Annotated in this window: 21 protein-coding genes; 11 read left to right on the top strand and 10 right to left on the bottom strand. The window is 61.0% G+C overall.

All coding sequences use genetic code 11. From position 1 onward, the window contains the following. Window positions 1-187 precede the first annotated feature (187 nt). Window positions 188-877: a haloacid dehalogenase type II gene (locus V1279_RS24080; RefSeq protein ID WP_334446560.1), complete on the bottom strand. Its 690-nt coding sequence runs from the start codon at window positions 875-877 to the stop codon at window positions 188-190. A 310-nt stretch (window positions 878-1,187) separates the two neighbouring features. On the opposite strand from V1279_RS24080, the gene V1279_RS24075 reads away from it, so the two are divergent. Then, window positions 1,188-2,564, top strand: a complete 1,377-nt coding sequence (locus tag V1279_RS24075) for an aspartate aminotransferase family protein (RefSeq protein ID WP_334440912.1) — start codon at window positions 1,188-1,190, stop codon at window positions 2,562-2,564. Window positions 2,565-2,776: 212 nt separating this feature from the next. Here V1279_RS24075 and V1279_RS24070 read toward each other — a convergent pair whose 3' ends face one another. Further along, window positions 2,777-3,253: an Lrp/AsnC family transcriptional regulator gene (locus V1279_RS24070; protein WP_334440911.1), complete on the bottom strand. Its 477-nt coding sequence runs from the start codon at window positions 3,251-3,253 to the stop codon at window positions 2,777-2,779. 174 nt (window positions 3,254-3,427) lie between these two features. Next, window positions 3,428-4,753, bottom strand: a complete 1,326-nt coding sequence (locus tag V1279_RS24065) for an NAD(P)/FAD-dependent oxidoreductase (RefSeq protein WP_334440909.1) — start codon at window positions 4,751-4,753, stop codon at window positions 3,428-3,430. 561 nt (window positions 4,754-5,314) lie between these two features. Here V1279_RS24065 and V1279_RS24060 point away from each other — a divergent pair. The 10 genes from V1279_RS24060 (at window position 5,315) to V1279_RS24015 (ending at window position 17,497) form a co-directional block, all read left to right on the top strand. After that, window positions 5,315-5,482, top strand: a complete 168-nt coding sequence (locus V1279_RS24060; RefSeq protein ID WP_334440907.1) for a hypothetical protein — start codon at window positions 5,315-5,317, stop codon at window positions 5,480-5,482. A 175-nt stretch (window positions 5,483-5,657) separates the two neighbouring features. Then, the gene (locus V1279_RS24055) at window positions 5,658-7,322 is read left to right on the top strand and encodes an ABC transporter ATP-binding protein (protein ID WP_334446558.1); all 1,665 of its coding nucleotides are present in this window, start codon (window positions 5,658-5,660) and stop codon (window positions 7,320-7,322) included. Window positions 7,323-7,356: 34 nt separating this feature from the next. Then, on the top strand, window positions 7,357-9,027 hold the full coding sequence (locus V1279_RS24050; RefSeq protein ID WP_334440904.1) for a peptide ABC transporter substrate-binding protein: 1,671 nt from the start codon (window positions 7,357-7,359) through the stop codon (window positions 9,025-9,027). Between the two features lie 85 nt (window positions 9,028-9,112). After that, window positions 9,113-10,063 (top strand): ABC transporter permease, encoded by a 951-nt coding sequence (locus V1279_RS24045; protein ID WP_334440901.1) that lies wholly within the window; start codon window positions 9,113-9,115, stop codon window positions 10,061-10,063. A 34-nt stretch (window positions 10,064-10,097) separates the two neighbouring features. Next, on the top strand, window positions 10,098-10,976 hold the full coding sequence (locus V1279_RS24040) for an ABC transporter permease (protein WP_334440898.1): 879 nt from the start codon (window positions 10,098-10,100) through the stop codon (window positions 10,974-10,976). A gap of 148 nt (window positions 10,977-11,124) precedes the next feature. Beyond that, on the top strand, window positions 11,125-12,435 hold the full coding sequence (locus tag V1279_RS24035) for an NAD(P)/FAD-dependent oxidoreductase (protein ID WP_334440896.1): 1,311 nt from the start codon (window positions 11,125-11,127) through the stop codon (window positions 12,433-12,435). Between the two features lie 184 nt (window positions 12,436-12,619). After that, window positions 12,620-13,492 carry a GNAT family N-acetyltransferase gene (locus V1279_RS24030; protein ID WP_334440894.1) on the top strand — a complete coding sequence of 291 codons (873 nt, stop codon included), beginning with the start codon at window positions 12,620-12,622 and terminating at the stop codon, window positions 13,490-13,492. 11 nt (window positions 13,493-13,503) lie between these two features. Then, window positions 13,504-14,697, top strand: coding sequence for an alanine racemase (locus V1279_RS24025; RefSeq protein WP_334440892.1), 1,194 nt, complete (start codon window positions 13,504-13,506; stop codon window positions 14,695-14,697). 68 nt (window positions 14,698-14,765) lie between these two features. Then, window positions 14,766-16,043: an NAD(P)/FAD-dependent oxidoreductase gene (locus V1279_RS24020; RefSeq protein WP_334440891.1), complete on the top strand. Its 1,278-nt coding sequence runs from the start codon at window positions 14,766-14,768 to the stop codon at window positions 16,041-16,043. Further along, window positions 16,040-17,497 carry an aldehyde dehydrogenase family protein gene (locus tag V1279_RS24015; RefSeq protein ID WP_334440889.1) on the top strand — a complete coding sequence of 486 codons (1,458 nt, stop codon included), beginning with the start codon at window positions 16,040-16,042 and terminating at the stop codon, window positions 17,495-17,497. The genes V1279_RS24020 and V1279_RS24015 overlap by 4 nt, the downstream gene beginning before the upstream one ends. Window positions 17,498-17,565: 68 nt before the next feature. Here the strand turns inward: V1279_RS24015 and V1279_RS24010 are convergent, their stop codons facing one another. The 7 genes from V1279_RS24010 to V1279_RS23980 form a co-directional block, all read right to left on the bottom strand. Then, a complete protein-coding gene (locus V1279_RS24010) occupies window positions 17,566-18,993 on the bottom strand; it encodes an FAD-binding oxidoreductase (RefSeq protein WP_334440887.1) in 1,428 nt (475 codons plus the stop codon). An 824-nt stretch (window positions 18,994-19,817) separates the two neighbouring features. Next, a complete protein-coding gene (locus V1279_RS24005) occupies window positions 19,818-20,918 on the bottom strand; it encodes a thioredoxin family protein (protein WP_334440885.1) in 1,101 nt (366 codons plus the stop codon). A 77-nt stretch (window positions 20,919-20,995) separates the two neighbouring features. Next, window positions 20,996-21,529, bottom strand: a complete 534-nt coding sequence (locus V1279_RS24000) for a YkgB family protein (protein ID WP_334440883.1) — start codon at window positions 21,527-21,529, stop codon at window positions 20,996-20,998. Window positions 21,530-21,556: 27 nt separating this feature from the next. Further along, complete coding sequence (locus V1279_RS23995) at window positions 21,557-22,363, bottom strand: SDR family NAD(P)-dependent oxidoreductase (protein WP_334446557.1); 807 nt, start codon at window positions 22,361-22,363, stop codon at window positions 21,557-21,559. A 52-nt stretch (window positions 22,364-22,415) separates the two neighbouring features. Next, window positions 22,416-23,423, bottom strand: a complete 1,008-nt coding sequence (locus V1279_RS23990) for an alpha/beta fold hydrolase (RefSeq protein WP_334446555.1) — start codon at window positions 23,421-23,423, stop codon at window positions 22,416-22,418. A gap of 73 nt (window positions 23,424-23,496) precedes the next feature. Further along, window positions 23,497-23,910 (bottom strand): cupin domain-containing protein, encoded by a 414-nt coding sequence (locus tag V1279_RS23985; RefSeq protein WP_334440882.1) that lies wholly within the window; start codon window positions 23,908-23,910, stop codon window positions 23,497-23,499. 57 nt (window positions 23,911-23,967) lie between these two features. Continuing rightward, entirely contained in the window at window positions 23,968-25,269 is a 1,302-nt protein-coding gene (locus V1279_RS23980; protein WP_334440880.1) for an epoxide hydrolase family protein, read from the bottom strand. Window positions 25,270-25,404 lie beyond the last annotated feature (135 nt).

Below are 25,404 nucleotides of genomic sequence, written 5' to 3'. Positions count from 1 at the left end.
GGCCGCGTCCGCGCGATAAAAAGGATGATGCCTCAACCGCGAAGTAACGCAATATCTATCGGATGACTAGCCCAAACACGGAAAAGGGGGCCGCTGAACCGCCCCCTTTTATTCATCACGCATCGATCTCTATTGAAGTTTTCGAAGGTCTGAAGTGCCGCGAAAGGGCCCGGAGAAGGAAACGCATTCACGCGCTTTTTCGAAGGGGCTCCAAGCCAACTGCCGCGGCGAGCCCGCCGATGTCTTCGACCTCGGTGTACTGATAGAACGGGTTCGCGGGCTCATGACCGCGGTTCACCCATACCTTGCTCTTGATGCCCAGGTCGTAGGCGGTCATCAGGTCATAGCGGAAGGAGGATGAGACGTGGGTGATGTCTTCCGGACCGCAGCCCAGCTTATCAAACATGTACTCAAAGCCCTTCATGTGCGGCTTGTAGGCGCCGGTTTCCTCGGCCGTGATGACCGTGTGGAAGGGGGCGCCGAGCTTCTCCACGTTCGACATGATGAGGTTCTTCATGGAGTTCGACAGGATGACCAGCGGAATCTCCCTGGCAACTTTGGCCAGACCCGCCGGAACGTCGGGATGTGGACCCCATGTGGGAACCTCGTCATTGATGCGCTGGGCATGCTCCGGCCGAAATGCCACGCCATTGCGCTTGCAGGCGCGCTCTAGCGAGTTATGCACGACCTCGGAGTAGGGCTTCCAACTGCCGAGAACCTCGTCCAGGCGATAGGCTGAAAAGTCCTTGATGAACCCTGCCATCGCCGCGGAGGAAAGCTGGGAGCCGTAGACTCTCGTTGCCGCGCCGGCCATGTCGAAATTCGTCAGCGTGCCGTAGCAATCGAAAGTGATGTATTTCGGTCGGAACTTCGTCATGGCGTGGAATCCTCCAATCCTCCCGGCACTGCGCCGGTACGACAGCATCATAATGAGCATCTCGTAGATAAAGCGCCGCTTTCGCTGGAGCCGGAAGCAGATTGTGTCGTATCGGATCGAAGCTTTGGCAGAGAGTTGTGCCAAGCAACCTTTCGAATTGAGCAGCACCGCGGCGCGGCGGACCTGCTCCGGCATAAGATGCGGCATCGATCACCAACGAAAGTCAAAACTCCTTTGGTCCAGGCGCTGCTTGGGAGGAACTGCTGACCTCGATATCCTACTTTGCTTTCCGGGTTGATATGGAGGTTGAATGTCAAGCAATTCGTTGATCGAACTGGATCGCGCGCATCTGGTTCACCCGGTCTCGTCTTACCGCAGCCACGAGGCGTCAGGTGTGCGGGTGCTAAGATCGGCGAAGGGCGCGACCCTGACCGATGCCTCGGGACATAAATTGCTCGACGGGTTTGCCGGCCTGTGGTGTGTCAATGCCGGGTACGGACAGGAAAGCATCGTTGAAGCAGCCACGAGGCAGCTGCGCGAACTGCCTTATGCGACAGGATATTTCGGATTGGGATCGGAGCCGGCCATTCGCCTCGCCGCCAGGCTGGCTGAATTGGCGCCCGGCGATCTGAACCATGTCTATTTCACGCTGGGTGGTTCCGATGCCGTCGACAGCACGATCCGCTTCATTCGGTACTACTATCACGCCAAGGCTATGCCGCAGAAGGACCAGTTCATCTCCGTGGAGCAAGGCTATCACGGATCCTCGACGGCGGGGGCCGGATTGACAGCGCTGCCGGCCTTTCATGCGGGCTTTGGGGTGCCTTATAGCTGGCAGCACAAAATTCCGTCGCACTATGCCTATCGCAATCCTGTCGGCTCCCATCCCCAGGCTATCATCGATGCGTCGATCGCGGCCCTGCGAGCGAAGATCGCCGAACTGGGCGCAGATCGCGTTGCGGCTTTTTATGTCGAGCCAATTCAGGGGTCAGGAGGCGTCCTCGTGCCACCGCCGTCTTGGCTGAAAGCCATGCACGCGGTTTGCAAGGAGAACGATATTCTGTTCGTTGCCGATGAGGTCATCACTGGCTTTGGTCGTGTCGGCCCATTTTTCGCCTGCGAAGAAGACGATGTCGTGCCGGATTTCATGACCACCGCAAAGGGACTGACGTCGGGCTATGTGCCGATGGGAGCCGTTTTCATGTCGGACCGCGTTTACAATACGATCGCGGACGGAGCCGGCAAGACGGCCGTCGGCCATGGCTACACCTATTCCGGACATCCCGTCAGTGCAGCGGTTGGGCTCGCGTGCCTGGATCTTTACGAGAGTGGCTTGCTGGAAAACGGGCGGAAGGCCGGACACCGCCTGATGGAGGGCCTTCGCTCGCTTGGCGATCATCCGCTTGTCGGTGATGTCCGGGGTCGCGGCATGCTGGCCGCAATCGAGCTTGTCACGGATAAGGAGCGCAAGACGCCCCTGCCACCGGAAGCGGACGCGGCGCGCCGCATCTTCGACCGCGCATGGGATAACGGTCTCGTCATCCGCGCCTTCGCCCACGGCGTACTGGGCTACGCGCCACCGCTCTGCTGCACGCATGAGGAAATCGACAGCATCATCGAACGAACTCGGATGACGCTCGACCAAACGCTCGAAGACAGGGACGTCCGCGCGGCGATAAAAGGATAATCATTTGCGCCTGCCACCGGGAAAACCGAAGAAGGATGATGCGCCGACCAGGGTTGATGCGGCCAGACGCATGCGCAGCGAAATCGCGCATCATCGGCTGATTTCCGCAACATGCTGCTTCGACGTGATAGGCTGTGAGCAGAAAGCCTCGAGCAAGCAGAAGAGCGGTAATCCGCTAAACGCCCGTCGCCAGGATGGAAGGCCACCATTCCTCAATTGTTGAATATGCTTTCGAGAGGCAAATGGGATTTTACAATAGGGGACTTCAACACGACAAAACTGAAGTATTTGTCGATGCCGATGTCCATTTCGACAAGACGTTCCATGATTGCCTGGTAATCGCTTATTCCTGCTGTGATGAATTTCACGAGATAATCGTATCCGCCTGAAACAAGATGGCATTCGACGACCGCATTGATCTTTTCAACAGTCGTGAGAAAGCGAGCGAAATCGATCTGGCGATGATTTTTGAGCGTGATCTCGGTGAAGACGATCAGGGGTTGTCCGAGTTTGGAAACGTCGATCTGGGCGGAATAACCGGTGATAAAGCCCTCCGACTGGAGTCTTTTGACGCGCATCAGGCATGGGCTCGGGGAAAGGTTAATCAGCTCCGCGAGCTCGACGTTGGAAATCCGCCCATTCTTCTGCAATTCGCACAAAATCTTGATGTCGAGCTTATCAAGCTTCATGGGGATGCCATTAGAAGTTTGCGGCGCGGATCGCCTTACGGACTATATCCGTCCCCACTTGCGAGGTCACAGTTCGTCCCGCTTGGAGACCGGCGGCGATGGTGTCGAGGCTCTGAAGCTTCATCGTCATATGCACTGTCATAGCATCAACGCGCCTCTTTTGAAATCAGCCTTTCAAAACTCGGCGACCTTGCCCCAAGCGCCCATTTTCAGACGCTCCGGCCTGTAGGGACGCGGATCGACGATCGGCTCGCTGCCGGTAATGATGTCGGCAATCATATGCCCCGCGCCAGGGCCAATCCCGAAGCCATGGCCGCTGAATCCGGCCGCGAGGATAAAGCCTGGAATCGCCCCCACTTCACCGATTGCGGGAACGCCATCCGGTGTGCTGTCGATATAGCCGGCCCAGACATTAGAGATTGCGACGCGCCGAAGCTCGGGCAGCAATTCGCAAGCTCTTTGATATGTCGCCCGAACCTGCCGCATGTCGGGGCGGGGATTAAGTGTGCGGTTCAGCTCCATCGGGGTCACCTCACCGAGCGCCCATTTCGCCAGGGATTCGTGACCCTGGCGCATGCCCTCGAATGCTCCAGGGGCGAGACTGCGCCAGCGGCGAGCGAACATCGGCACGAATTCGCGGCCGAACCTGAATTGCTGCGGCGTTGGATCGACTCGCGCGCGCCCGCTGATTGCCAGCGTGTACCCGCCGCTGCTACGCCGCGTAAGTGACACGAGCGCAGTGTGCAGGGCATCGGGCAGACCGGCTGCGCCTGGAGCCGTCGCGAGAATGGATTGGCGAACGGATGCCTGCGGGAAGCGAATGCCGAGCTGGTTGCAGAAAGAAGAAGCCCACGCCCCTCCTGCCATCACCACCGTCTTGGTCCGGATTGTGCCCAGTTCGGTCACCACGCCGCTCACCCGGCCGGCACTGAGCTCTACGCCGCGCGCGGCGCAGTGCTGGTGCACCGTGCCGCCAGCCGTCATGATCGCACGCGCGGCCACGGGCACAGCCTTCGAAGGGTCTGCCGTTCCGTCTGTTGGAGAGAAGACGCCGCCTTTCCATTTGCGGCCCGTCGCTTTGCCTCGCTCGCTCGCTTCTTTCGTGCTCAACATGTGCGTCGTAACGCCGACCGTCCTTGCAAAATCGCGCCACTTCGCCCAGCCGGTTAGCTCATTCTCGTCGTTCGACAGATAGAGAAGCCCGCAGCGGCGGAAGCCCGTGTCTTCCCCGGTCTCCTGTGCTACTTTCTCCCAAAGATCGAGACTCCTGGTGGCGATCGGTAGCTCGCGCGCATCGCGATTCTGTTGACGACACCATCCCCAGTTGCGACTGGACTGCTCGGCGGCGACACGCCCCTTTTCGAGCAAGGCGACCTTAACGCCGCGGCGGGCAAGATAGTAAGCTGTGAACACGCCCACCACGCCGCCGCCAATGACGACGACGTCAGCCTCTTGAGGCAGAGACGGACTGGATTCGATATGTATTAGCGGCGCGCTCATCGAGCGAGGACTCCGGTGTTTGAGGTATCGTACCGAGCTTCCGCGGATGCGCCTTGCCGAGTTTTGGGGACAGACAGAATATGCTGCGGTTTGCTCCCTTCATTACAAGCTTTTATTGCGAGATCGCTCGCGCCGCACCTCATAGGCAGAGACTAGGCATGTGCTCTCCGCAATCAGATCGGCGTCAGCAAGAATGAGGGCGTGCCGCAATGAAATTTGCCTGCAGCTTTTGGTGGTGATGCGTTCTTTGCAGGACCGCTGAAGGCTGTCTTCGAGCCCACCGGGTTCTTGCCGCGGGGGCGGTACGCGCCAAGTTGACGAACCTTATGGACAAGCGTGCGGGGGCTCGTCAGCCGCGGGCGTATCAGGCGCGCGTCTCCTGGCTGATGTCGGAGGCGTCGCAGCGCAGAGCGAAATGCCAAATCGGACTTCCTTTTCAGAAGTTCCTGCCGCCCGCGTGCCGCGTTTCGGCGACTCTGGGAGGATCGAAGCGGCCAAACTTGTGGGCACCAAGCAAGAATCTCGATCGATGAGTCGAAGTTCACAAAGGGAGCTGTCGACATGGGCCTTGCCCGGGAACTGACCTTAGCGGAAGCCGCCAAGCCCCTTACGGCGTTCCGCTACATGAGCTTCGATGTCGCGGGCGCGATGATCGATTACGAGAGCGCGATTGAGGATGGACTTGCCGTGATCGCGGCCGAGGCGAACACGGGCAATGCTGCGTCTTGAGCGATACAGCTCCTGCTTGTTGAGCAAAGAGGTCAGAATCATGTCGCAGTTTCCGACCAGGGAATGCCAGTATGAACGGCGAGTTTCCGACCTGTCCGGTCGCGCAGCCGAAAGCCTCCGAAGTCCCAATCCGCAGCAGGACGTCCCGACGCCGTCGAAAGGGGAGAATATTCTAATGGCCTCTAGCATCCAGGCTGTAGACTCCCAAGACGTGGCGCTCTCGGTGCGCGACCTTAGCGTAAGCCTGCCGGGAGGGATGGAGCGGGCCCACGCCGTCGAGAATATCTCCTTCGATCTGAAGCGCGGTCAGATCCTGTGCATCATTGGAGAATCCGGATCGGGAAAGTCCGTGACAGCCAACGCGATCATGGGACTTCTGCCCAGGGTGATCCGAGTTTCCTCGGGCGCAATCCACCTGGACGGAATGAACATCGCGGGTCTGCCTGCCGAAAAGCTGCGCGGCCTGCGCGGACGGGTCGTGTCAATGATCTTTCAGGACCCGCTTTCGGCGCTCAATCCGCTGATGACTGTGGGTGCGCAGATCGAGGAGGCCATAGCGGCGCATGGCATCGGCACAGCGAAATCCCGCCGCAGCCGCGCGATTGAGTTGCTGACCGAAGTGGGTCTGCCGGATGTGCAACTGATGTATCATCAGTATCCGTTCCGGCTTTCGGGTGGGCAGCGACAGCGCGTGATGATCGCGATAGCCCTGGCGCTCGAGCCCGCGATCTTGATCGCGGACGAACCGACAACCGCACTCGACGTGACCACCCAGGCGCAGATCCTGAAGCTGATCCGCGACATTCAGCGCCGCAAGGGAATGAGCGTGATGTTCATCACGCACGATTTTGGGGTGGTGGCCGAGATCGCCGACAGCGTCGTGGTGATGGAGAAAGGCCATGTCGTCGAGCAGGGCAGTGCCGTTCAAGTTCTGCAATCGCCCAACCACCCTTACACGCGGCGGCTCATTGCGGCCGTCCCTCATCTGACAGGCAAGGACCGGATTCCTCTGGAAGCTGTTGGGAAAGCGCCGATCCTGCAGGTTGACGGTTTGATGAAAACCTATCGTAGCGGCGCCAAATGGTTCGGCGCGACGCGGACCGTGCCGGCGGTAAACGACGTATCGTTCGACCTGGCACCTGGGCGGACACTTGGCGTCGTGGGCGAAAGCGGCTCCGGCAAGTCGTCGCTAGGGCGGCTTTTGATCAAACTGATGGACAGTGACGGCGGTCGCATTCTGTTCGAGGGACGCGACGTTGCCGGGCTTTCTGAAGCCGAGTTCCGCCCGTTGCGGCCGCGGATCCAAATGATCTTTCAAGATCCTTTCGCCTCTCTCAACCCGCGCTCGACGATCGGTCACATCCTCACGGTCGGTCCGGTCGCGCATGGAATGTCTTCTGCGCAAGCACGGGAGGAGGCCCGGGGACTACTATCCCATGTGGGTCTCGACGCTGGCGCCTTTGGCCGCTATCCGCACGAGTTCTCCGGTGGGCAACGCCAACGCATCGGCATTGCTCGGGCGCTGATGTTCAAACCAACGCTGCTGATTGCCGATGAAGCAGTTTCAGCGCTCGATGTGTCGATCCAGGCCCAGATCTTGAAATTGCTGGATCAAATCCAGCGGGAGACCGGCGTCTCAATGATCTTCATTACCCACGATCTGCGCGTGGCCAGCCAGATCTGCGACGAAATCGCCGTGATGCAGTACGGGCGGATCGTAGAATGCGGACCACCCTCGCAGATATTCCTAAACCCGAAATCCTCCTACACGCGCGAACTGGTCGCGGCGATTCCTGGAGAGCAGCGGAGACACGACCGCCAGACTTCGGCAAACCGATGAGAGTAACTGCGGATACCGCCATAGGGAGGAAACCATGACCAAGCGTTCCAAATCTGCATCAAACTACTCGCGGCGCGACACATTGCGAATGATGGCCTTAGGCGGGGCTGCCAGCATCTTCGCGCCCAATCTGTTGACCAAGCCCGCCTTCGGCCAAAAGGCTCCACGAGTTCCCAAGGGCCGGATTGTCGTCGGACTCTCGCAAGAACCCACGGTCTTTAATCCGCTGATGGCACATATCGAGGTCGATGACGGCGTCCATTTCTCGCTTTTCGATGCGCTCTTTCGCATCGATCCCAAAGGCGTAATTCAGCCGAACCTTGCTGTCGAAGTGCCGACCCAAAAGAACGGCGGCATATCGGAGGACGGTCTCAATTGGCGGATCCGCTTGCGCGACGATGTGCGTTGGCACGACGGCAAGCCTTTCACGGCTGAGGACGTGAAATTCACCCTCGAACTCATCACGAAGCCGAACTTCCGCAGTTGGCGTACAACGGGGCACTCGTTGGTGCGCGACATTGCCGTGGTCTCGCCTGTCGAGATTACATGGCAGATGGAGCAGGCTTTCGCACCGTATTTGTCGTTCCTGACCGAAACCTTCATGGTGCCGAAGCACATCCTGGAGAAGGAGGCTGATCCAAACAATGCCGCCTTCAACCAAGCGCCAATCGGTACTGGTGCATTCAAGTGGAGCGCGCGCCTTCCTGGCGACCGTATCGAGCTTGTCGCCAATTCGAATTATTTCGGTGAAGGTCCTTTTATCGAGCGGCTAATCTTCAAATACATCCCCGATCTCACTGTCCTCTACACCCAATTCAAGAGCGGCGACGTGGATCTCGTGGGCCAGTCATACATCAGCCCAGATCATTACGAGGAAGCTCGCAAGCTGACGAGCCGGGTGGTAACGCTGGAGCCCAAATCCTCATTCGAGTCTCTTTACCTGAATCTCGAGCGCCCGCAGTTTAAGGAGCTGCAGGTTCGCCAGGCGCTCTATGCAGCGATCGACAAGAAGGCCATTATCGACGGGCTTTACTACGGCGTGCCGACTCCGACTGAGACCTTCATGCCGCGGCAGTCCTTCTATTATAACCCGGGCCTGCCGGTGCAGGAGTTCAGCGTCAAGCGCGCGCAGCAGATCCTCGACGCGGCCGGCTGGGTGCCCGGAAAGGATAAGATACGAGTAAAAGACGGGGTGCGTCTGTCTTTCACCAACTCGACCACGTCAGGCGACCCCCTTCGCGAGCAGGTGCAGCAGTATCTGCAGCAGACGTTTGCAGAGATCGGCGTCGAGATGACCATCTCCAACCTTCCCGCCGCGGTGATGTGGGGCGAATTCTGGCAACGATCGCGTTTCGATTCGGTCATAGTAGGCAGCACCTATTTGATCGGCGCAGACCCGGACGTCACCAACCGCTTACATTCGCTTGCGATCGCTAATAAGGGCGGCCGCGGCTCAAACAATGCGCAATACGTCAATCCGGAGGTCGACTCTCTATTGGAGAAAGGCAGCCGCACCTTCGATCCGGAAGCACGGCGCGCAATTTACTTCCGCGTACAAGAACTGGTCCGGCATGACCTGCCCTTACTGCCGCTTTATCAGAACGTTGCCGTGCAGGGGCACAAGAAAGGGATTCAAGGTGCGGTGTCTAATGGCAACACGCGCACCGAATCCTGGAATGCCGGCGCCTGGTCTTGGGCGAGCTGATATTCGCGGCCACCGCTCCGTCTCGCGAAAGCCAGTCGGAGCGGCAACGTACTACTAAATTTCTCATTCTCAGGAGGAGGGCCGAATGCGCGGATTTCTGCTGAATCGCCTCTCACAGAGCCTCGTGCTGCTGGTGATCGTCTCGATCATCGGCTTCATCATTCTGAGCCTTATTCCAGGCGGCCCCCTGTCGCAATACGCGCGGGATCCAAGCATGACCCAGCAGGATATGGAGCGGCTGGCGGAACAGTTGGGGTTGAACAGGCCGCTATGGATCCAGTATTTCGACTGGGTGTGGCGCCTTGTGCAAGGCGACTGGGGCCGCTCCTTCCGTGACGGAACATCCGTGCTGGCCGTGATCGGACGGCATATCTTTGCCACGCTGCTGCTGATGGGTACCTCGACGGTGATCGCGATCGCAATCGGCACCTGGATCGGTATTCGTGGCGCCACCCACCGCTATTCGATGTTTGACTATCTAGCAACGATCGGCGCCATGGTCGCGCTATCGATCCCGACCTTCTGGTTCGGGCTTGTCGGGATCTACGTGTTCTCCCTGCAGCTAGGTTGGGTGCCTGCAGGGAACATGTACACTATCGGCGACGGCTCCGTTCTGAACTACCTGCACCATCTGATCCTGCCAAGCGTGGTGCTGTCACTTGTCCATGTCGCGGTTTGGAGCCGCTACATGCGGACGGCGACGCTGGACGCCATCAGCCAGGACTTCGTCAAAACTGCCCGCGCCAAGGGCCTGAGCGAGCGCCGAATTCTCTTGAAACATGTTGTCGGCAACGCACTCCTGCCAATGATCACGCTTGCCGGAGTGCAGCTGCCCAGCATTCTAACGGGTGCATTGGTGACCGAGACGGTCTTTACCTGGCCAGGAATGGGACGGTTGTTTCTCGACAGCCTCGGCTACAGCGACTACCCGGTCGTGATGGGGTTGCTGATATTCTCCGCCATCCTCGTCATTCTCGGAAACCTGATCGCCGACATCGTCGTCGCCATTGTCGACCCGCGCATTCGTCTGGCTTGAACCCGCAAAAGCCCCGACAGAGGAGCCAACCGATATGACCGCTCTCGCCGTAAGCACAGCTCCGAGCCGATGGTGGCACAGCCGCGCGGTACTCCGCTTCATTGGCCATCGCCTGGCGCTGCTAGGTCTGGCAATGATCACGCTGCTGACGCTGGCATGCGTCTTAGGCCCCTATCTGCTGCCTTATGACTCGCTCCACATTGACTTGCGCGCCCGCTTCGCTCCTCCGATGACGGGAAATCATTATCTTGGCACCGATCCGCTGGGGCGTGACTTGGCTGCTCGACTGTTGATGGCAGGCCGGATCTCGCTGCTGGTGGGATTTTCGGCGATGCTATTATCGTTAGTGATCGGCACACTTGTTGGCGTGGTCGCGGGGTATCGCGGCGGCTGGATCAGCGCAGTCCTCATGCGTACGGTCGATGGCTTCTTGTCGTTTCCATCGATCTTTCTCGTACTGGCGCTGGCTGCAGCATTGCGGCCCAGCCCCGTCATGATCACGGTTATCATCGCACTCACCAAGTGGATGGAGGTTGCCCGCATCGTCGAGGCTGAGGTTCGCTCGCTACGCGAACGCGAGTTTGTCCAGGCCGGTCGGATGCTTGGGCTAAGCGGAACGCATATCATGTTCAGGGAGATCTTGCCCAACGCTATGGGTCCGATCATCGTAGCCGCCAGTTTGACGGTCGCCCGCGCGATACTTCTGGAAGCGTATATTAGCTTCCTCGGTTTTGGGATCCAGCCGCCACTGCCCAGCTGGGGAAACATGCTCAACGGCGCCCAACAGTACCTGGCCAGAGCGCCCTGGCTTGCCATCATTCCTGGCGCTGCGATTACGATCGCGGTGACAAGCTTCAATTTCATCGGCGACGGGCTGCGCGACGCGCTCGACGTGCGAGACGATCACATCTGAGCTCAATGCGATGCGAGTGGAAGACCGCGTGGAAGGCTACAGCAGGGTTTAGTGACGAGCGTAGACGTCGCAAGCATCGCGTTGGCTGATCACAACCGATCTTGTCAGCAATTCCAGGCCAAGCCTGAACACACAGGAAGTCAGCTACATGCACGAGCCGAAAGTCGCAGAGAAAGACACGCCCTACTGGTGGGAAGCCTCACCGCTAAAGCCGCTGCCTCAACAGCCATTGCCCAAGAAACTCGACGTGCTGATCGTGGGCGCTGGCTATGCCGGCCTTTCGGCCGGGTTGGTGCTGGCGCGCGAGGGCCGCTCGGTTGCGGCCTTTGACGCGATGAATCCGGGCGAGGGGGCCTCGACGCGCAACGGTGGAATAACCAGCGCAAGCATACGGCCTGATTACGCGACGATCTCCCGACGCTTCGGCGAAGACAAGGCGCTGGCGATCGAGGCGGAAGGCAAGATCGCACGCGAATTCCTGTACGAATTCATCAGGACGGAACGGCTCGAATGCGACTTTCAACTGGTTGGTCAGTTCAAAGCTTCATTCGGATATGAACAATACGAAACGATGGCGCGCAGCGCTGACGCGTTGGCGAAGAAATTGCAGATCGAATCTCACGCGGTTCCGTATGTCGAGCAGCTCAACTACATCGGCACCGACATCTACCGTGGTGGCACGGTCCGGATGGATATCGGTGGGCTACACCCGGCGAAGTTTCACGCTGAACTCCTGCGAGTGGCGCTCGCTTCGGGAGTCGCGGTCCATGCACGAACGCCCGTCATCTCAATCGAGAGGGATGGCTCCGGATTCCGCGTCGTTACCTCGGCCGGATCGGTGCAGGCGCGTCAGGTGCTGGTTTGTACGAATGGCTATACCGATGGCGCCGTTCCCTTCCTGCGCCGCAGGCTGGTCCCGGTTCGCAGCCGGATCATTGCAACCGAGGAGCTTGCACCTGAAGTCATGGCGCGGCTGATGCCGAAACGCTTGATGATGACCGAGAACCGCCAGGTCGGCTTCTATTACCGACCTTCGCCCGACGGCAAACGTATCCTGTTAGGGGGGCGCGACAGCTCTCGTGTAGGTAACCCGGTGGCTCCGAAGCTCCTTCTGCGCAGCGGGTTGGTGAACCTTTTTCCGGAACTGGAGAATGTTCGCCTTTCGCACAGCTGGTTCGGCAATGTGGCGATGAATCGCGACATGCTCCCGCGCATCTTCGAAAAGGACGACGTGGTCTATGCCACCGGCTTCTGCGGCTCAGGCGTGGTCTGGGCGCCGTGGATCGGTATGCATGCGGCCCACAAACTGATGGGAAACGACGAGGGCGCGCGAACCGCCTTTGACTTCCGTCCGCCGGCCTCCATCCCGCTTTATCGTGGCGATCCCTGGTTCATGCCCGCCATCATCTGGGGATATCGGATGCAGGATCGGTTCGCACTGTGGCGCGCAAGCCGCTGACAGCAGATCGTCTCTTCTACCGTATCAGCAATGCAATACCCTGCCGAACTTTGCTTCAGTCTGACTGCGTAATGCTGTCGGACCCAAGATACGCTGCAGCTCGTGTGAGCATCGTCAGATGGATCTCGCCGCGTCAGGCACTGGCGATTAGTCCGGCAAACCAAACAAGAGACGTCGACATATCATGACAACCGCAGCTACCCAGGCCGGAGAACGCGAGCATGAAGACGTGGCCCTGGTCCCGTTCGCGAGATCGCATCTGGAAGGTGCCCTGAAGCTCTCGCAGGAGATGTCTTGGCCGTACCTGCTCAAGGATTGGGATTCTGCGCTGCTGCTTGGCCGCGGCTTCGTGGTGACGAGCGCGGGTGCCGTGGTGGGGACCGCGCTCTGGTGGCCTTACGGCGAGACCCATGCTTCCGCCGGAATGATCATCGTCTCGAAAGCTGTTCAGGGACGCGGTTACGGAGCCCGGCTGATGGACGCGCTGCTCGCGGCGGCACGACCGCGGATCATCACGCTGAATTCGACGGCCGAAGGCATGGAACTTTACCAGCGCCGCGGCTTCGTGTCCGTCGGGGTCATCCACCAGCATCAAGGAATTCCCAGGGAACGCTATGAGGCGCCGCGGCCGTGCCTCGTCCGGGCCATGACTCCATCGGATTTCGAGGCGATCACACGCCTCGATCGGCAGGCCACAGGTTGGACGAGGCGCGAGATGCTGAACCGGCTGATCGAAGTCGGCGACGGCTATGTCCTCTTGCGTGACGGCATACCCAGCGGCTACGCCATTTCCCGTCTCTTCGGCCGTGGGCATGTCATCGGTCCTGTGGTCGCCGAAAGCCCGACCGATGCGCGCGCATTGATCGAGGCCGCGCTCGCGCCCCTCGGGAGTGTTTTCGTCCGGGTCGATACCTCTACCACCTCGCAACTCGGGGAGTGGCTCGAAGGCATCGGCCTGCAGCAGGTCGGCGACGCCACCACCATGGTCCTTGGGACGCAGATGCCATCGACCGGGCCAGCGCGCATGTTCGCGCTCGCCAACCAGTCATTCGGGTAGGAGACATCGGGATGCTACGCTTGGAGACGCACGGAACGGATATCCCGAACGCCCGACCGGGCCGGTCGGCCGCGACGGTCGGCGCGCTGGCGACGCCGGGCCTCCTGCTTGACAAGGACCGGCTGGATCGCAATCTCGGCCGTCTGTCCTCTCGGATGGCCGCGCGGGGTGTCGTGCTGCGCCCCCATATGAAGACCGCGAAATCCATCGAGGTCGCCCGGCGCGCCTACCCGTCCGGGCCGGGGCCGATCACCGTTTCTACCTTGGCGGAGGCGGAGTACTTCGCGCAGTACGGTTTCCGTGACATGACTTATGCCGTGGGCGTGGCACCGCACGCCGCTGAGAGGGCGATGCGTCTCCGTAAAGCCGGCGTTGACCTCAAGGTGCTGCTCGATTCGACCGAACAGGCGACGATGCTGGGTGAGGCTGGCCGGGCCGCTGCTGTGACGCCATCCGCCTTCATCGAGATCGACTGCGACGGTCATCGCGGCGGGCTGACCGCCACCGATCCCAAGCTCATCGCAATCGCGATCGCCCTGGCCGAGGCTGGCGTCAAGCTCGCCGGCATTCTCACCCACGCCGGCGAATCCTACAGCCTTTGCATGCCCGATGCCCTCGTCGCGGCTGCGGAGAACGAAAGGGCCGTGGCTGTGGCCGCTGCGGAGGCGTTGCGGGCGGCGGGGCATGAATGCCCGGTCGTGAGCGTCGGTTCGACGCCGACCGCCCATTTCGGCGAAGACCTGACCGGCGTCACGGAGATGCGGGCCGGTGTGTACATGTTCTTCGATCTGGTGATGCACGGTGTCGGTGTCTGCACCACTGACGACATCGCGATCTCGGTTCTCACCACCGTCATCGGAACGAAGCCGGAGAAGGGCTGGATTTTGGTCGATGCGGGCTGGATGGCGCTGTCACGTGATCGCGGCACCGCGGCGCAGCGGATCGACCAGGGTTACGGTCTCGTCTGCGATCTGTCCGGCAAACTCTATCCAGACCTGATCGTCTCGCAGGCGAGCCAGGAGCACGGCATCCTCGCCATCAGGTCCGGATCGGCTGCAACCCTGCCGGATCTGCCGATCGGCACGAAGGTCAGGATCCTGCCCAATCACGCGTGCGCGACGGCGTCACAGCACGAACTGTACAATGTCGTCTCCGCGGGAAGCGACGCAATCGAAGCTCAGTGGCCGCGGATGCGCGGCTGGTAGTCCTGAAACAGAGTTGGGCGGCGATTTGCGCATGCCCAGCATACAGATAGCGAGATTCCGAGGTCGATATGAAACTCACATCCTATTGGCTGGACACATCGGAGCCATTCAAGAGTGCCACCGCAGGACCGGTGCAAGGCACCTGCGACGTTGCGGTAGTTGGTGGTGGCTTGACTGGTTCCTCGGCCGCTCTAGCTCTCGCCAAGAAGGGCGCGCGTGTCGTGCTCCTCGAAGCTGAGACGATCGGGCACGCGGCGTCCGGCCGGAACGGCGGCATGTGCAATAACGGTTTCGCTCAGGACTACGGCACGCTCTCGGCCAGGCTCGGTAAGAAAGTTGCCGACCGGCTCTACCGGTCCTTCGACGCCGGGGTCGACACGGTCGAGCGCCTGGTGGCGGAAGAAAAGATCGACTGCAGCTTCGCGCGCGTCGGCAAGATCAAGCTTGCGGCCAAGCCTGAGCACTATGACAAGCTGGCGCGCACACAGGAATTGCTCGCCGCCAATGTTGATTCTGACACGACGATGGTAAGCCGCGCCGATCTGGCCGGCGAAGTGGGATCGCAGCGCTATTACGGCGGAATGATCTACCGCAAGAGCGCCGGCATGCACGTCGGGCGCTTCGTCCGCGGGCTTGCGGAAGCGGCGGCACGGCGGGGCGTCGAAATCCACGAGCATGCGCCGATGACGGGCCTGCGATCCGCCGCTGGCGGAGGCCACGAGATCGAGACACCAAAGGGCCGGCTTCGGGCCTCGCAGGTTCTGTTGGCGAGCGGCACCTCGCATACGGGACCGCTGGGTTGGATTCGACGCCGGATCGTGCCGGTGGGCGCCTTCCTGATCGTCACCCAGCCGTTGCCGATCGCGACGCTCGATCGGCTCTTGCCGCGGCGCCGAATGGCGGTCGATACGAAGAACCTGGTCAACTACTTCCGAACCACGCCTGATAACCGGCTGCTCTTCGGCGGCCGCGCCCGCTTCGCCATCTCCAACCCTGCCTCGGACGAGAAGAGCGGCGCGATCCTGCAGGCTGCGCTGCACGACGTCTTTCCCGAGCTTCGCACCGCGCGCATCGACTATTGTTGGGGTGGCATGGTCGATATGACGCGCGACCGGCTGCCACGCGCTGGCGAACGCAACGGCATCTACTATTCCATGGGCTACAGCGGCCATGGCACCCAGATGTCGACCCTGATGGGGACGATCATGGCGGAAGTCATGGACGGTCGTACCGAGCTCAATCCCTGGAAGGACTTCGCCTGGCCCGCCATTCCGGGCCATCTCGGTCCTCCCTGGTTCCTTCCGCTGGTCGGCGCCTATTACCGGATCAAGGATCGCTTCCAATGACCTCGGCCGTTCGACATCTGACGGAAGCCGGCTTGCTCGGCAAGTTCTACATCGACGGAGAATGGCGGAAGCCGACTGGATCGGCGACGGCGGTCGTCGTTAACCCGGCGACCGAGCAGCCGATCGCTGAAGTTGCGCTCGGCAGCAATGAGGATGTAGACCGCGCTGTCTCCGCCGCTGAACGAGCCTTTGCCGGCTGGTCTTGCAAGCCGGCTGCGGAGCGGGCAGCGCTGCTCGACCGGATCCATGGTTTGATCCTCGAGCGGCTGGAACTGTTCGCGCAGGCGCTCACGAGCGAAATGGGTGCCGCTATCACCTATGCGCGCCGAGCCCAGGTGCCGCTGGCCGCCGAACATATCCGCGTCGCGCGTGACAATCTCGCGACCTATTCTTTCATCAGCCGGCGCGGCAGCACCGCCATCATGCGCGAGGCCATCGGCGTCTGCGGCCTCATCACCCCCTGGAACTGGCCTCTCTACCAGATCACAGCCAAGGTCGGTCCGGCGCTCGCGGCGGGCTGCACGGTGGTGTTGAAGCCCAGCGAATTGTCGCCCCTGAGCGCCTTGCTGTTCGCCGAGGTGATGGACGATGCCGGTTGTCCGCCCGGCGTATTCAACCTCGTCAACGGGACAGGTCCCGTCGTGGGGACCGGTCTGGCGTCGCATCCGCAGATCGACATGATCTCGATCACGGGCTCGACCCGTGCTGGGATTCTCGTAGCGCAAGCGGCGGCAGTCACCGTCAAGCGCGTCGCCCAGGAACTCGGCGGCAAGTCGCCGAATATCATTCTGCCGGATGCCGAGCTGAGCCGGGCCGTTCCACTCGGCGTCGGCGCCGCCTTCCGCAATCTCGGGCAATCCTGCAGCGCACCGACGCGTATGCTTGTTTCCCGCTCACAGATGGCGAAGGTCGAAGTTCTGGCCGCGGCGGCTGCTTCCGAAATGGTGGTCGGCGATCCGCTTGCGGAAAGTACGACCCATGGTCCGATCGCCAACCGGCCGCAGTTCGAGCGTATCCAGGCCATGATCGGCGTCGGTCTGGAGGAAGGCGCCAAGCTCGTCAGCGGCGGGCCGGGGCGCCCCGACAACCTTCAGATCGGCCTCTATTCGCGGCCGACGATCTTCTCGAACGTCCGTCGCGGCATGAGGATTGCGCACGAGGAGATCTTCGGCCCGGTGCTGTCGATCATTCCCTACGATACGATCGACGAGGCGATCGAGATCGCCAACGACACTATCTACGGCCTCGGGGCTCATGTGCAGGGCATGGATATGGAGACGGTACGGGCGGTCGCGGGGCGGATCCGGTCCGGTCAGGTGCATCTCAACTGTCCCGACTGGGACCCGAACGCACCTTTTGGCGGATACAAACGTTCCGGCAACGGCCGGGAATACGGCATCGAGGGTATGGAGGAATATCTCGAGACCAAGGCCGTTCTCGGATTTTACCGATGAAATTCATCTCGGAACCCGCCTCATCTCGCATGAATCGGCCTTCGAGGCCCGATGGTTCAAGAGGCAGATTACTTCCCCAACGGGGAAACCATCGCGCCGGCGTTCATGATGTTCGCTGGATCAAAGGCGGTCTTGATTCGGCGCATCGCAGCGATGCGGCCGACGTCGCCATACTGCTCCAAAAGATGCTTCTTGAACCGGCCGACGCCGTGCTCCGCGCTAAACGTGCCGCCGAGCGCCGCGGCCGTGTCGTAGAGTTGCCGCGACAGGCCGCTTTCGATCCGCTTGGTGAACTCTATCCGGTCGACGTCGGGAGGCACCAGCACGTTGTAGTGCAGATTGCCGTCGCCGACGTGTCCATAGACGGACAGCTCAAGGTCGGCGTCATACGACCGTACCTGTGAGCCGGCTAAATCCAGAAAACGTTGAATGGCGGAAAGCGGTACAGAAATGTCGTGCTTCACCGACCCGTTCCGGCGCTTCTCGCCCTCCGGGATGGTCTCGCGTACCTCCCACATCGCGGTCCGCTGCGATCCGCTCTGCGCCAGGAAGGCGTCCTCGATCCATCCGGACTCGATCGCTTCGGCCAGAACGGCTTCCATCAGTCCATCGAGATCGAGATGACGCGAGGAGGAGGTGAGCTCGGCAAGTACGGTGCCCCCAGCGCCGGCGCGGACGGAGGGCGGGTTGGTCATCGCTTCGCTCGCGAGCGCGATCGATCGGGCCGTCATGAATTCGAAGGTGGTGAGCAGGTCCGCGGATTCGCGACGTACCAGGGCGAGAAGCTCGGCGAGCGGGGCGCCCGTCGCGAGCTTCAGCCAGGCGGTCGCGCGGCGGATCGGCAAGGGCGCGAGGCGCAACACAGCGCCCGTGACGATGCCGAGAGTTCCCTCGCTTCCAACGAAGCACTGTTTGATGTCGTAGCCTGTATTATTCTTCCGTAGTTTGCGCATGTCCGAAACCACCGTGCCGTCCGACAGAACCGCCTCGATCCCGAGGAGCAGATCGCGAGTCATCCCGTATCTGACGACGGACAGTCCGCCAGCGTTCGTTCCGATGTTGCCGCCGATCCGGCAACTGCCTTCCGCGCCGAGGCTGAGCGGCAACAGAAGTCCAGCGGTCGCCGCGGCGTCCTGTACGTTCTTCAGGATAGCGCCGGCGTCTACTGAGATGCTCATGGAGAGGGGATCGACTTCGCGGATCCTGTCCATCCGCTCAAGGCTCACGATGATCTGCCGTCCGGAGGCGTCCGGCGTCGCACCGCCGCAGTAGCTCGTGTTGCCGCCCTGCGGAACGATTCCGATGCCCAGTTTTGCCGCCAGCAGCACGATGTCGGCGACCTGCTTCGTCGTCGCCGGCCTCAGTACGGCCAGCGTTGACCCCGTGAAGAGCTGGCGTTGATCCGTCGTGTAGGTGGCGATCCGCTCTGGATCGTCGACGACGCCCCCGACGTCCAGAAGGTCGCAAAAGGCGTGAACGTGTACTGACTGAGACATGCTTCAGCTTCCGATTTGGCGTCGGATCATCTTCGCGTTTGTGCGGCATTGCTTGCTGTTCGGTGGCGGTTCGAAAGACACCAATGCCGAAATGCCACGATGTTCGGCAGTTTGCGCCGATTCAGTCTCGTATTGAACGCCTTCATCGCGAGCCCTTTCGGACTTCAGAGGAGGCAATCGATGACTCGCCAGACAGTCTATCTTAGGCCAGTGTCGAAATGGCGAGCCGCCAGTTCGACGGCGTCGCCGGCTACTCAACCTGTCGTTCGACGAGGGCGACCGGCTCTATCCGACGCGCGCGATGGCCGCCACCTGTCCGATACATTGGGACGAAGGCAGCGTCGCCGTGTTCAAGCGGCTATCGCGTAAAATCCTTAATCTCGCGGACCGGCGGAAGCTCACCGCGAGAATGGACGTTCCATATCGCGCCCTCGGCTCCTCAAGAACTCCTTTCGGCAATAAACCCTTTTGAGTTCGCTTGTGCTAATCGCGTCACGAAGGGCAGATCCGATCGTTGCCTCGTCTAACTCGGCAAGATTGCATGCCGGCTCAACTGGCCGCTTCTGGCGCGAAGCGGACATTCGCTACGCCGAAGCACCAGTCGCGTCGTTCTGACCGCCCCATGGTCACTTTCGAAAGGCGGTATAGTCCGCAAGCCCAGTTCGAGGCGACCTTCCTTGCTGCGGAAAACGCCACGCTTGTGGCGAGCGCAGGCATCGGTAGTGCCGGTCACTTTCACGACACCGTTAAAGGCTGTTTCGGCTTGGCCGGACATTCTAGCTAAATGAGTGGCTAACGTCTGCGAGGTCCAGTGCGGCGCCGCCTTAGCCAAACGTAAACGCGAAGGCCTCGACGCCTAAGTTGAGGAACTCGACTTCCACCGTTCGCTCGACAATGGCGCCTGGCTGTCGGATCAATTGATAAAGGCGCTGTTCGGTCACCGCGCCGTAACCTTGCTCATCCACGTCGAGGCCGTGCGCGTCGCCCGGCGGTTTGCCGTCGATCGTCACGCGGAAGCGCACCGGAGTTGCTGAGGCTGGTGGGCTCATGACGAGATTGACGTCGCGGGCGTGAAATCGGGTCGCAAGCACGCCCCCCGATGCGTTCAGCACCGAGGCGTCGTCGCGCACCGTCCAGTCTCCGGCGAGCGCCCACTCATTTGGCCGCAGACGAGCGGGCTGCTGATACGCTTTGGGCTCGTTGCGGATGGCGCCGCCCGGTGAAGCGAAGTTTTCCGTGCGAACGTATCCAAGATAGTTCTCAACTGATTTGAGCGTTGCCCAGTCGGCTGCGACTTCGAAGCCGCGGGGATCGACCGCGACGAGATTGCGATCGATGCTGGCGGCTCCGGCCTCGGCCAGGAGCTTCTGAATGAACCTCTCGGACTCGTCGTACGAGCCTTCGCCGAAATGATGATGGCGGACGCGTCCCTGAGCATCGACGAAGTAGAGCGCCGGCCAGTAGTTGTTGTCGAAGCCGCGCCAAATCGCGTGCTCGCTGTCCACGGCGACGGGATAGGTGATCCCCAGTCCTTTCACGGCCCGTCGCACGTTGTTGATGTCCTTTTCGAACGCGAACTCCGGCGAATGGACGCCGATCACCACCAGTCCCTGATCCTTGTACTTCTGTGCCCACGCCTGGACGTAGGGCGCGGTCCGCAGCCAGTTGATGCAGGTGTAGGTCCAGAAATCGATCAGGACGACCTTGCCGCGTAGCGCCTCCGGCGTCAGCTGCTCCGAATTCAGCCATTCGTTCGCTCCCTTGAGCGAAGTCAGTTGCGACTGGCCGGCGGTCGCCCGGGCCGACGTCCACTGAAACCTCGATGTTGTTGCCTGCGGCATGGACTTGCTCCAGAAGAAGTCGGCGATTGGGGCCGCGATCGCGATGGCGAGAACTGCGGTTGTCAGTCGTTTGCGGATGCTCATGATGGACTCCTTCCGGGGGAGGGAAGTGCGCCTGCGTCACCTGACGCGAGGCGCACGGTTGTACGTCGAAGATCGCCTCAACTGCGAACGACGGCCTTCAGCGAGTCGACGAAGATCCAGAAGGAGAGAGCGAGAAGACCGACATCCTTCAGAAGAAACGGACCGGGCGCCACGGTAATGGCTGGTGGGCCGAGTTCGGCCACGAAGACGCCTGGCGTCGAGATCATGAAGCTGATGGTCGTGACCAAGAGCCCCGCCGAAAGCAGACCGCCCGCTGCGGAGAATATCGGGTTCGCCAGTCTAAGAGCGATCAGTAGTCCGATGCCAAGTTCAACAAAGCCAAGGAGGGTCGAGAAGCCGCGTACCGAGAACAGTGCATAAAACCAGCTCAGAAGCGGGCTGTTCTCCACGAGCGGCACCAGGCCTTGTGCCTCGTAGTCCGTGAATTTCATGCCACCGAACCAGGCATAGACGATCGCGAGCGAGGCGTAGAGTCCGAACCGGCCGAGTGGTTCGGCGTAGACGAGCACATGCCCCGCGTGATCGCGCCAACCGGCAATGGCGACCGGCGCAAGGACCGGCGTTGAGACCGGGATATTGAAGAGTGACATGGTAGCCTCCGTACTGTTGGACATGGGTTACGCCGCAGCCGCGGTTCGGTATCGCGCCGGCACTGAGCTGAGAGAAAGGTTTGGCATGAGCTTCTGCCGCGCCGCTTCGTAGCTGGCCCAGTCCGCTGCATCTGGAAGCGAGGGGATGGTAACGACTTCACCTTGATCGCAGCCGGCGAGAGCCGCGTCGACGAGGTCATCCGACCTCATGACGATGTTGGACGGCAGATTCTCGACGGCGCCACCGGCTGCGTCCCAGAAGTTGGTCGCTGTGGCGCCGGGCAGGACGGTCTGGATACGCACGTTCTTGTCGGCCAATTCCCTGTGAAGCGACTGGCCCAGGGCGAGCACGAAGGCTTTGGTTCCGCCATAGACGCCGTTCAGAACTTCCGGCGCGATGGCGACCACCGAGGCAATGTTGATGATCGCCCCGCTTCCACGGGCGACGAGCGCGGGAGCCGCGGCGTAGGTAAGTCGCATCAGCGCCGTCACGTTGAGATTGACCATCTCCTCCATGGCATCCACATCGGACTGCAACAGCGGCTCCAGGCCGCCGACGCCTGCGTTGTTAACCAGCAGGGTGACGCCGGGGTCCGTGGCGACGATCGTCTCGATCCGCTTCAGGTCACCCTTGTTGTTCAGGTCCGCGGCAACAGTCTTGACCTTTCGGCCCGTGGCGCCGGCGATGCGCGCCGCCAGTTGGTCGAGCCGGGCCTGGTTGCGTGCGACGAGGATGAGGTCATAGCCACGGCGCGCCAGCCGGTCGGCATAAACCGCACCGATTCCGGCGGAGGCACCTGTGATGACTGCGACACCTTTGTGAGAGACGGACATGGCACTTCTCTTTTTTTGCGCCATTGGCGCGGGGGTGGATACTTTTGGCTGGTCACCGAAATGCAGCGCGAACCTCGTCGATGGTCTGCTGGGGATCCTGTAGGTGAGGGTAATGCCCGATACCGGGAAGTAGCGTGAGCTCGGCGCCAATTTTATCGGCGAGTTCGATCCCCATCTCTTTTTTGATGTAGAGATCCTTCTCGCCCCACACGACCTTCACCGGGATTTCGAGCCGCTCCAGATTCGATTCGAAGTGGTTCTGGTCACGCGTGAAATGAGCGTAGTAGCGCGAAAAGGCATCAGCCGTCGTTATTGCGCCGTGACCCCAGGCGCGTGACATGTCGTCCTTGAATTCGCGCGGCACATCGAATTGCGCTTCCTTGGGCAGGCCTCTTCTGAACGCGTTTTCGAGGATATCGTCGCGATTTTTGTTCAGATGGTCGCGGGCCTGATCCATCGAAGGTCCGGCCTTCAGGCTCTGCAGGCTCTCGTACATATACTGAGGCCTGTCGAAGGGAGCGAAATCGCCGACGATGATCGACGTCGCGATGCCGGGCTTCTCCTGGGCCAGGAGAAGAGCCGGCAGAGCTCCGATGTCGGTGGCGTAGACCGTGAGCTTCGACGTTTCGATGCCCGCCTTGCGTATGTAGTCGTTCAGAACGCGCGCGAAGTCCCTTGGGGCGTACGAATATCTGTCGACCGTCGGCCGAGACGAAAGTCCGAAGCCCGGCCAGTCGAAAGCGTGGACTTCGTAGTCGCCGGCGAGGGTAAGGGCGATATCTTTCCAGGCGTACATCGTCTCCGGAAATCCATGCAGGAAGAGAACGGTCCCCTTCGGGTTCGCATTGCGGACCACCATTCTCCGGAGCGTGATGTCCTTGTCGATCTCAAGGAAGCTGACGTCGGCCTTGTGCTCTTGTGCGGATAGCGTTTGGCCGTGTGCCGGCGCACCGAAAGAACTGGATACCGGAGCGGCGAGTGCCGTGGCAGCAGCGATTGCTATCGCCACGCCGCCGTGACATCGGCGACGAATTTTGATTTTCTCCGAGCTATTGCTCATGGCTGATCTCCCGAACTCGAATGTCGCGTGCTTCGCAGTTGTGATGCCGCTTGTGTGGCGTTCTCGATGCTGCTTACTCGCCCAGCACCAGGAGCGGTTTGCCTTTCTCGACGATGTAGGTGGCAATCTCGGCGGCCTTGACGGAGCCGACGTTCTTCACCGCATGCGGCGTTCCGTGCGGAATGAAGAGCACTTCGCCGGCCTTGACGGTCCGCGGCGGCCTGCCGTCGAGCTGATACTCCAGCGCGCCTTCAGTGACGTAGACGAGCTCTTCACCGGGATGCGAGTGCCTGATGGCGCTGACGCCCGGACCGAACTCAACGAGCACCTGGATGACCTCGCGTCCGGCAGCACTGAGATCGTTGCGGAGCAGATTGGTGCGCTTGATGTCGCCCAGACTGACTTCCTGGGCCTGTGCCACGGGCAAGGTCGAGGCGGTGGCGACGAACAGTGCCGCAGCTGCGGCGATAATGCGGAGTGTTTTCATTTTAGTTTGTCCTCGTTCAGGTTGGTGTCTTGCAGCAATTGAGATGTCTGGTTCAGGTCAGTGTTGACGTAGCGGCCGAAACGCCGCGACGACTTCCCGGGAGAAAAGTTCGGGCTGTTCCCATGCCGCGAAGTGTCCGCCCTTGTCGGTCTCGTTGAAGTAGATGAGGTTTCGATAGGCGCGGCGGGCCCAACTCTCCGGAGCGCGATACACTTCCTCCGGGAAGACGGAGATCGCGACGGGAAGCGAGATTTCCGCTGTCTTCTGCGCGGCGGAGAGAATGACGCTCTGACCCGCCGTCTCCCAGTAAATGCGTGCGGATGAAACAGCCGTGTTCGTCAGCCAGTACAGCGTGACGTCGTCCAGCATCTCGTCGCGGGTGAGCAGGCGAAGCGGTTCGGCGTTGTTGTAATCAAACATCCAGGCCGCCAGCCCGGCGGGAGAGTCGGTCAGCGCGTAGCCAATGGTCTGCGGCCGCGTTCCCATCATTGCCGCGTAGGCCCGGTACCTCTTGTAGAAGATGGAGAGTGCGTCGAACGCTGCACGTTCCTTCGACGAGAGATTTTGCGGAGCAGGCGCGCCGGTGGCGAGCAGCGCCGCGATTTCGGACGGCACGGCCGCCGGCAGGTTGACGTGAATGCCGAGCAAACCTGCAGGAGCCTGTCGCGCCATTGCGCTCGAGATCGGCGCGCCCCAGTCGCCGCCCTGGGCGACGTAGCGGCTGTAGCCGAGGCGATTCATCAATTCGGCCCAGGCTCGCGCGATGCGCTCCGGCCCCCATCCCGTGCCTTTGGGTTTGCCGGAAAAGCCGAAGCCGGGGATCGACGGCAGGACAAGATCAAATGCGTCTTCTGCGCGTCCACCGTGGCCGGTCGGATCGGTCAGAGGACCCACGGTCTTGAGCAGCTCGAACACAGAGCCCGGCCAGCCGTGCGTCATGATCAGCGGCAGCGCGTTGGCATGACGGGAGCGGACATGGATAAAGTGGATGTCGATGCCATCTATCGTCGTTGTGAACTGCGGCAGGGCGTTGAGCCTGGCTTCGGCATTGCGCCAGTCATATTCAGTGGCCCAGTAGCGCATAAGTTCGCTGAACGCGGCGAGCTGCAGCCCTTGCGATCCGTCATCAACCGTCTCCCGGTCCGGCAAGCGTGTCGCAGCGACGCGTCGGCGAAGGTCAACCAGTGCCTCTTTGGGGACGTTGACCCGAAACGGGCGAATAACCTCATTCGGTTCAGCGAGAGCGCGGTGAAGAGGAAACAGGCCAGCCGTGCCGGCAATCGCGATGCCCATCGCCACGCTGCCCAGCAGAGCGCGCCGATCCTGGTCGATAACTTCGGAAACCTGCGGCCTGTGCATCTTGCTCTCCGTTGCCTGAGCGGGCATCGACCAATCTGGTTCGCGCGCCGCCTGTGGCTTGAATGTCGCCGGAGAACCGGAAAATTGCTCGTTAGGTGTTGTTAAGCGCTGTTACCTATTGCTAACGTTGGAGAA

Source organism: Bradyrhizobium sp. AZCC 1610, from assembly GCF_036924515.1.
Classification (GTDB): Bacteria; Pseudomonadota; Alphaproteobacteria; order Rhizobiales; family Xanthobacteraceae; genus Bradyrhizobium.
The sequence above is the reverse complement of the archived record's forward strand: the minus strand, read 5'-3'. Positions and strand labels throughout refer to the sequence as shown.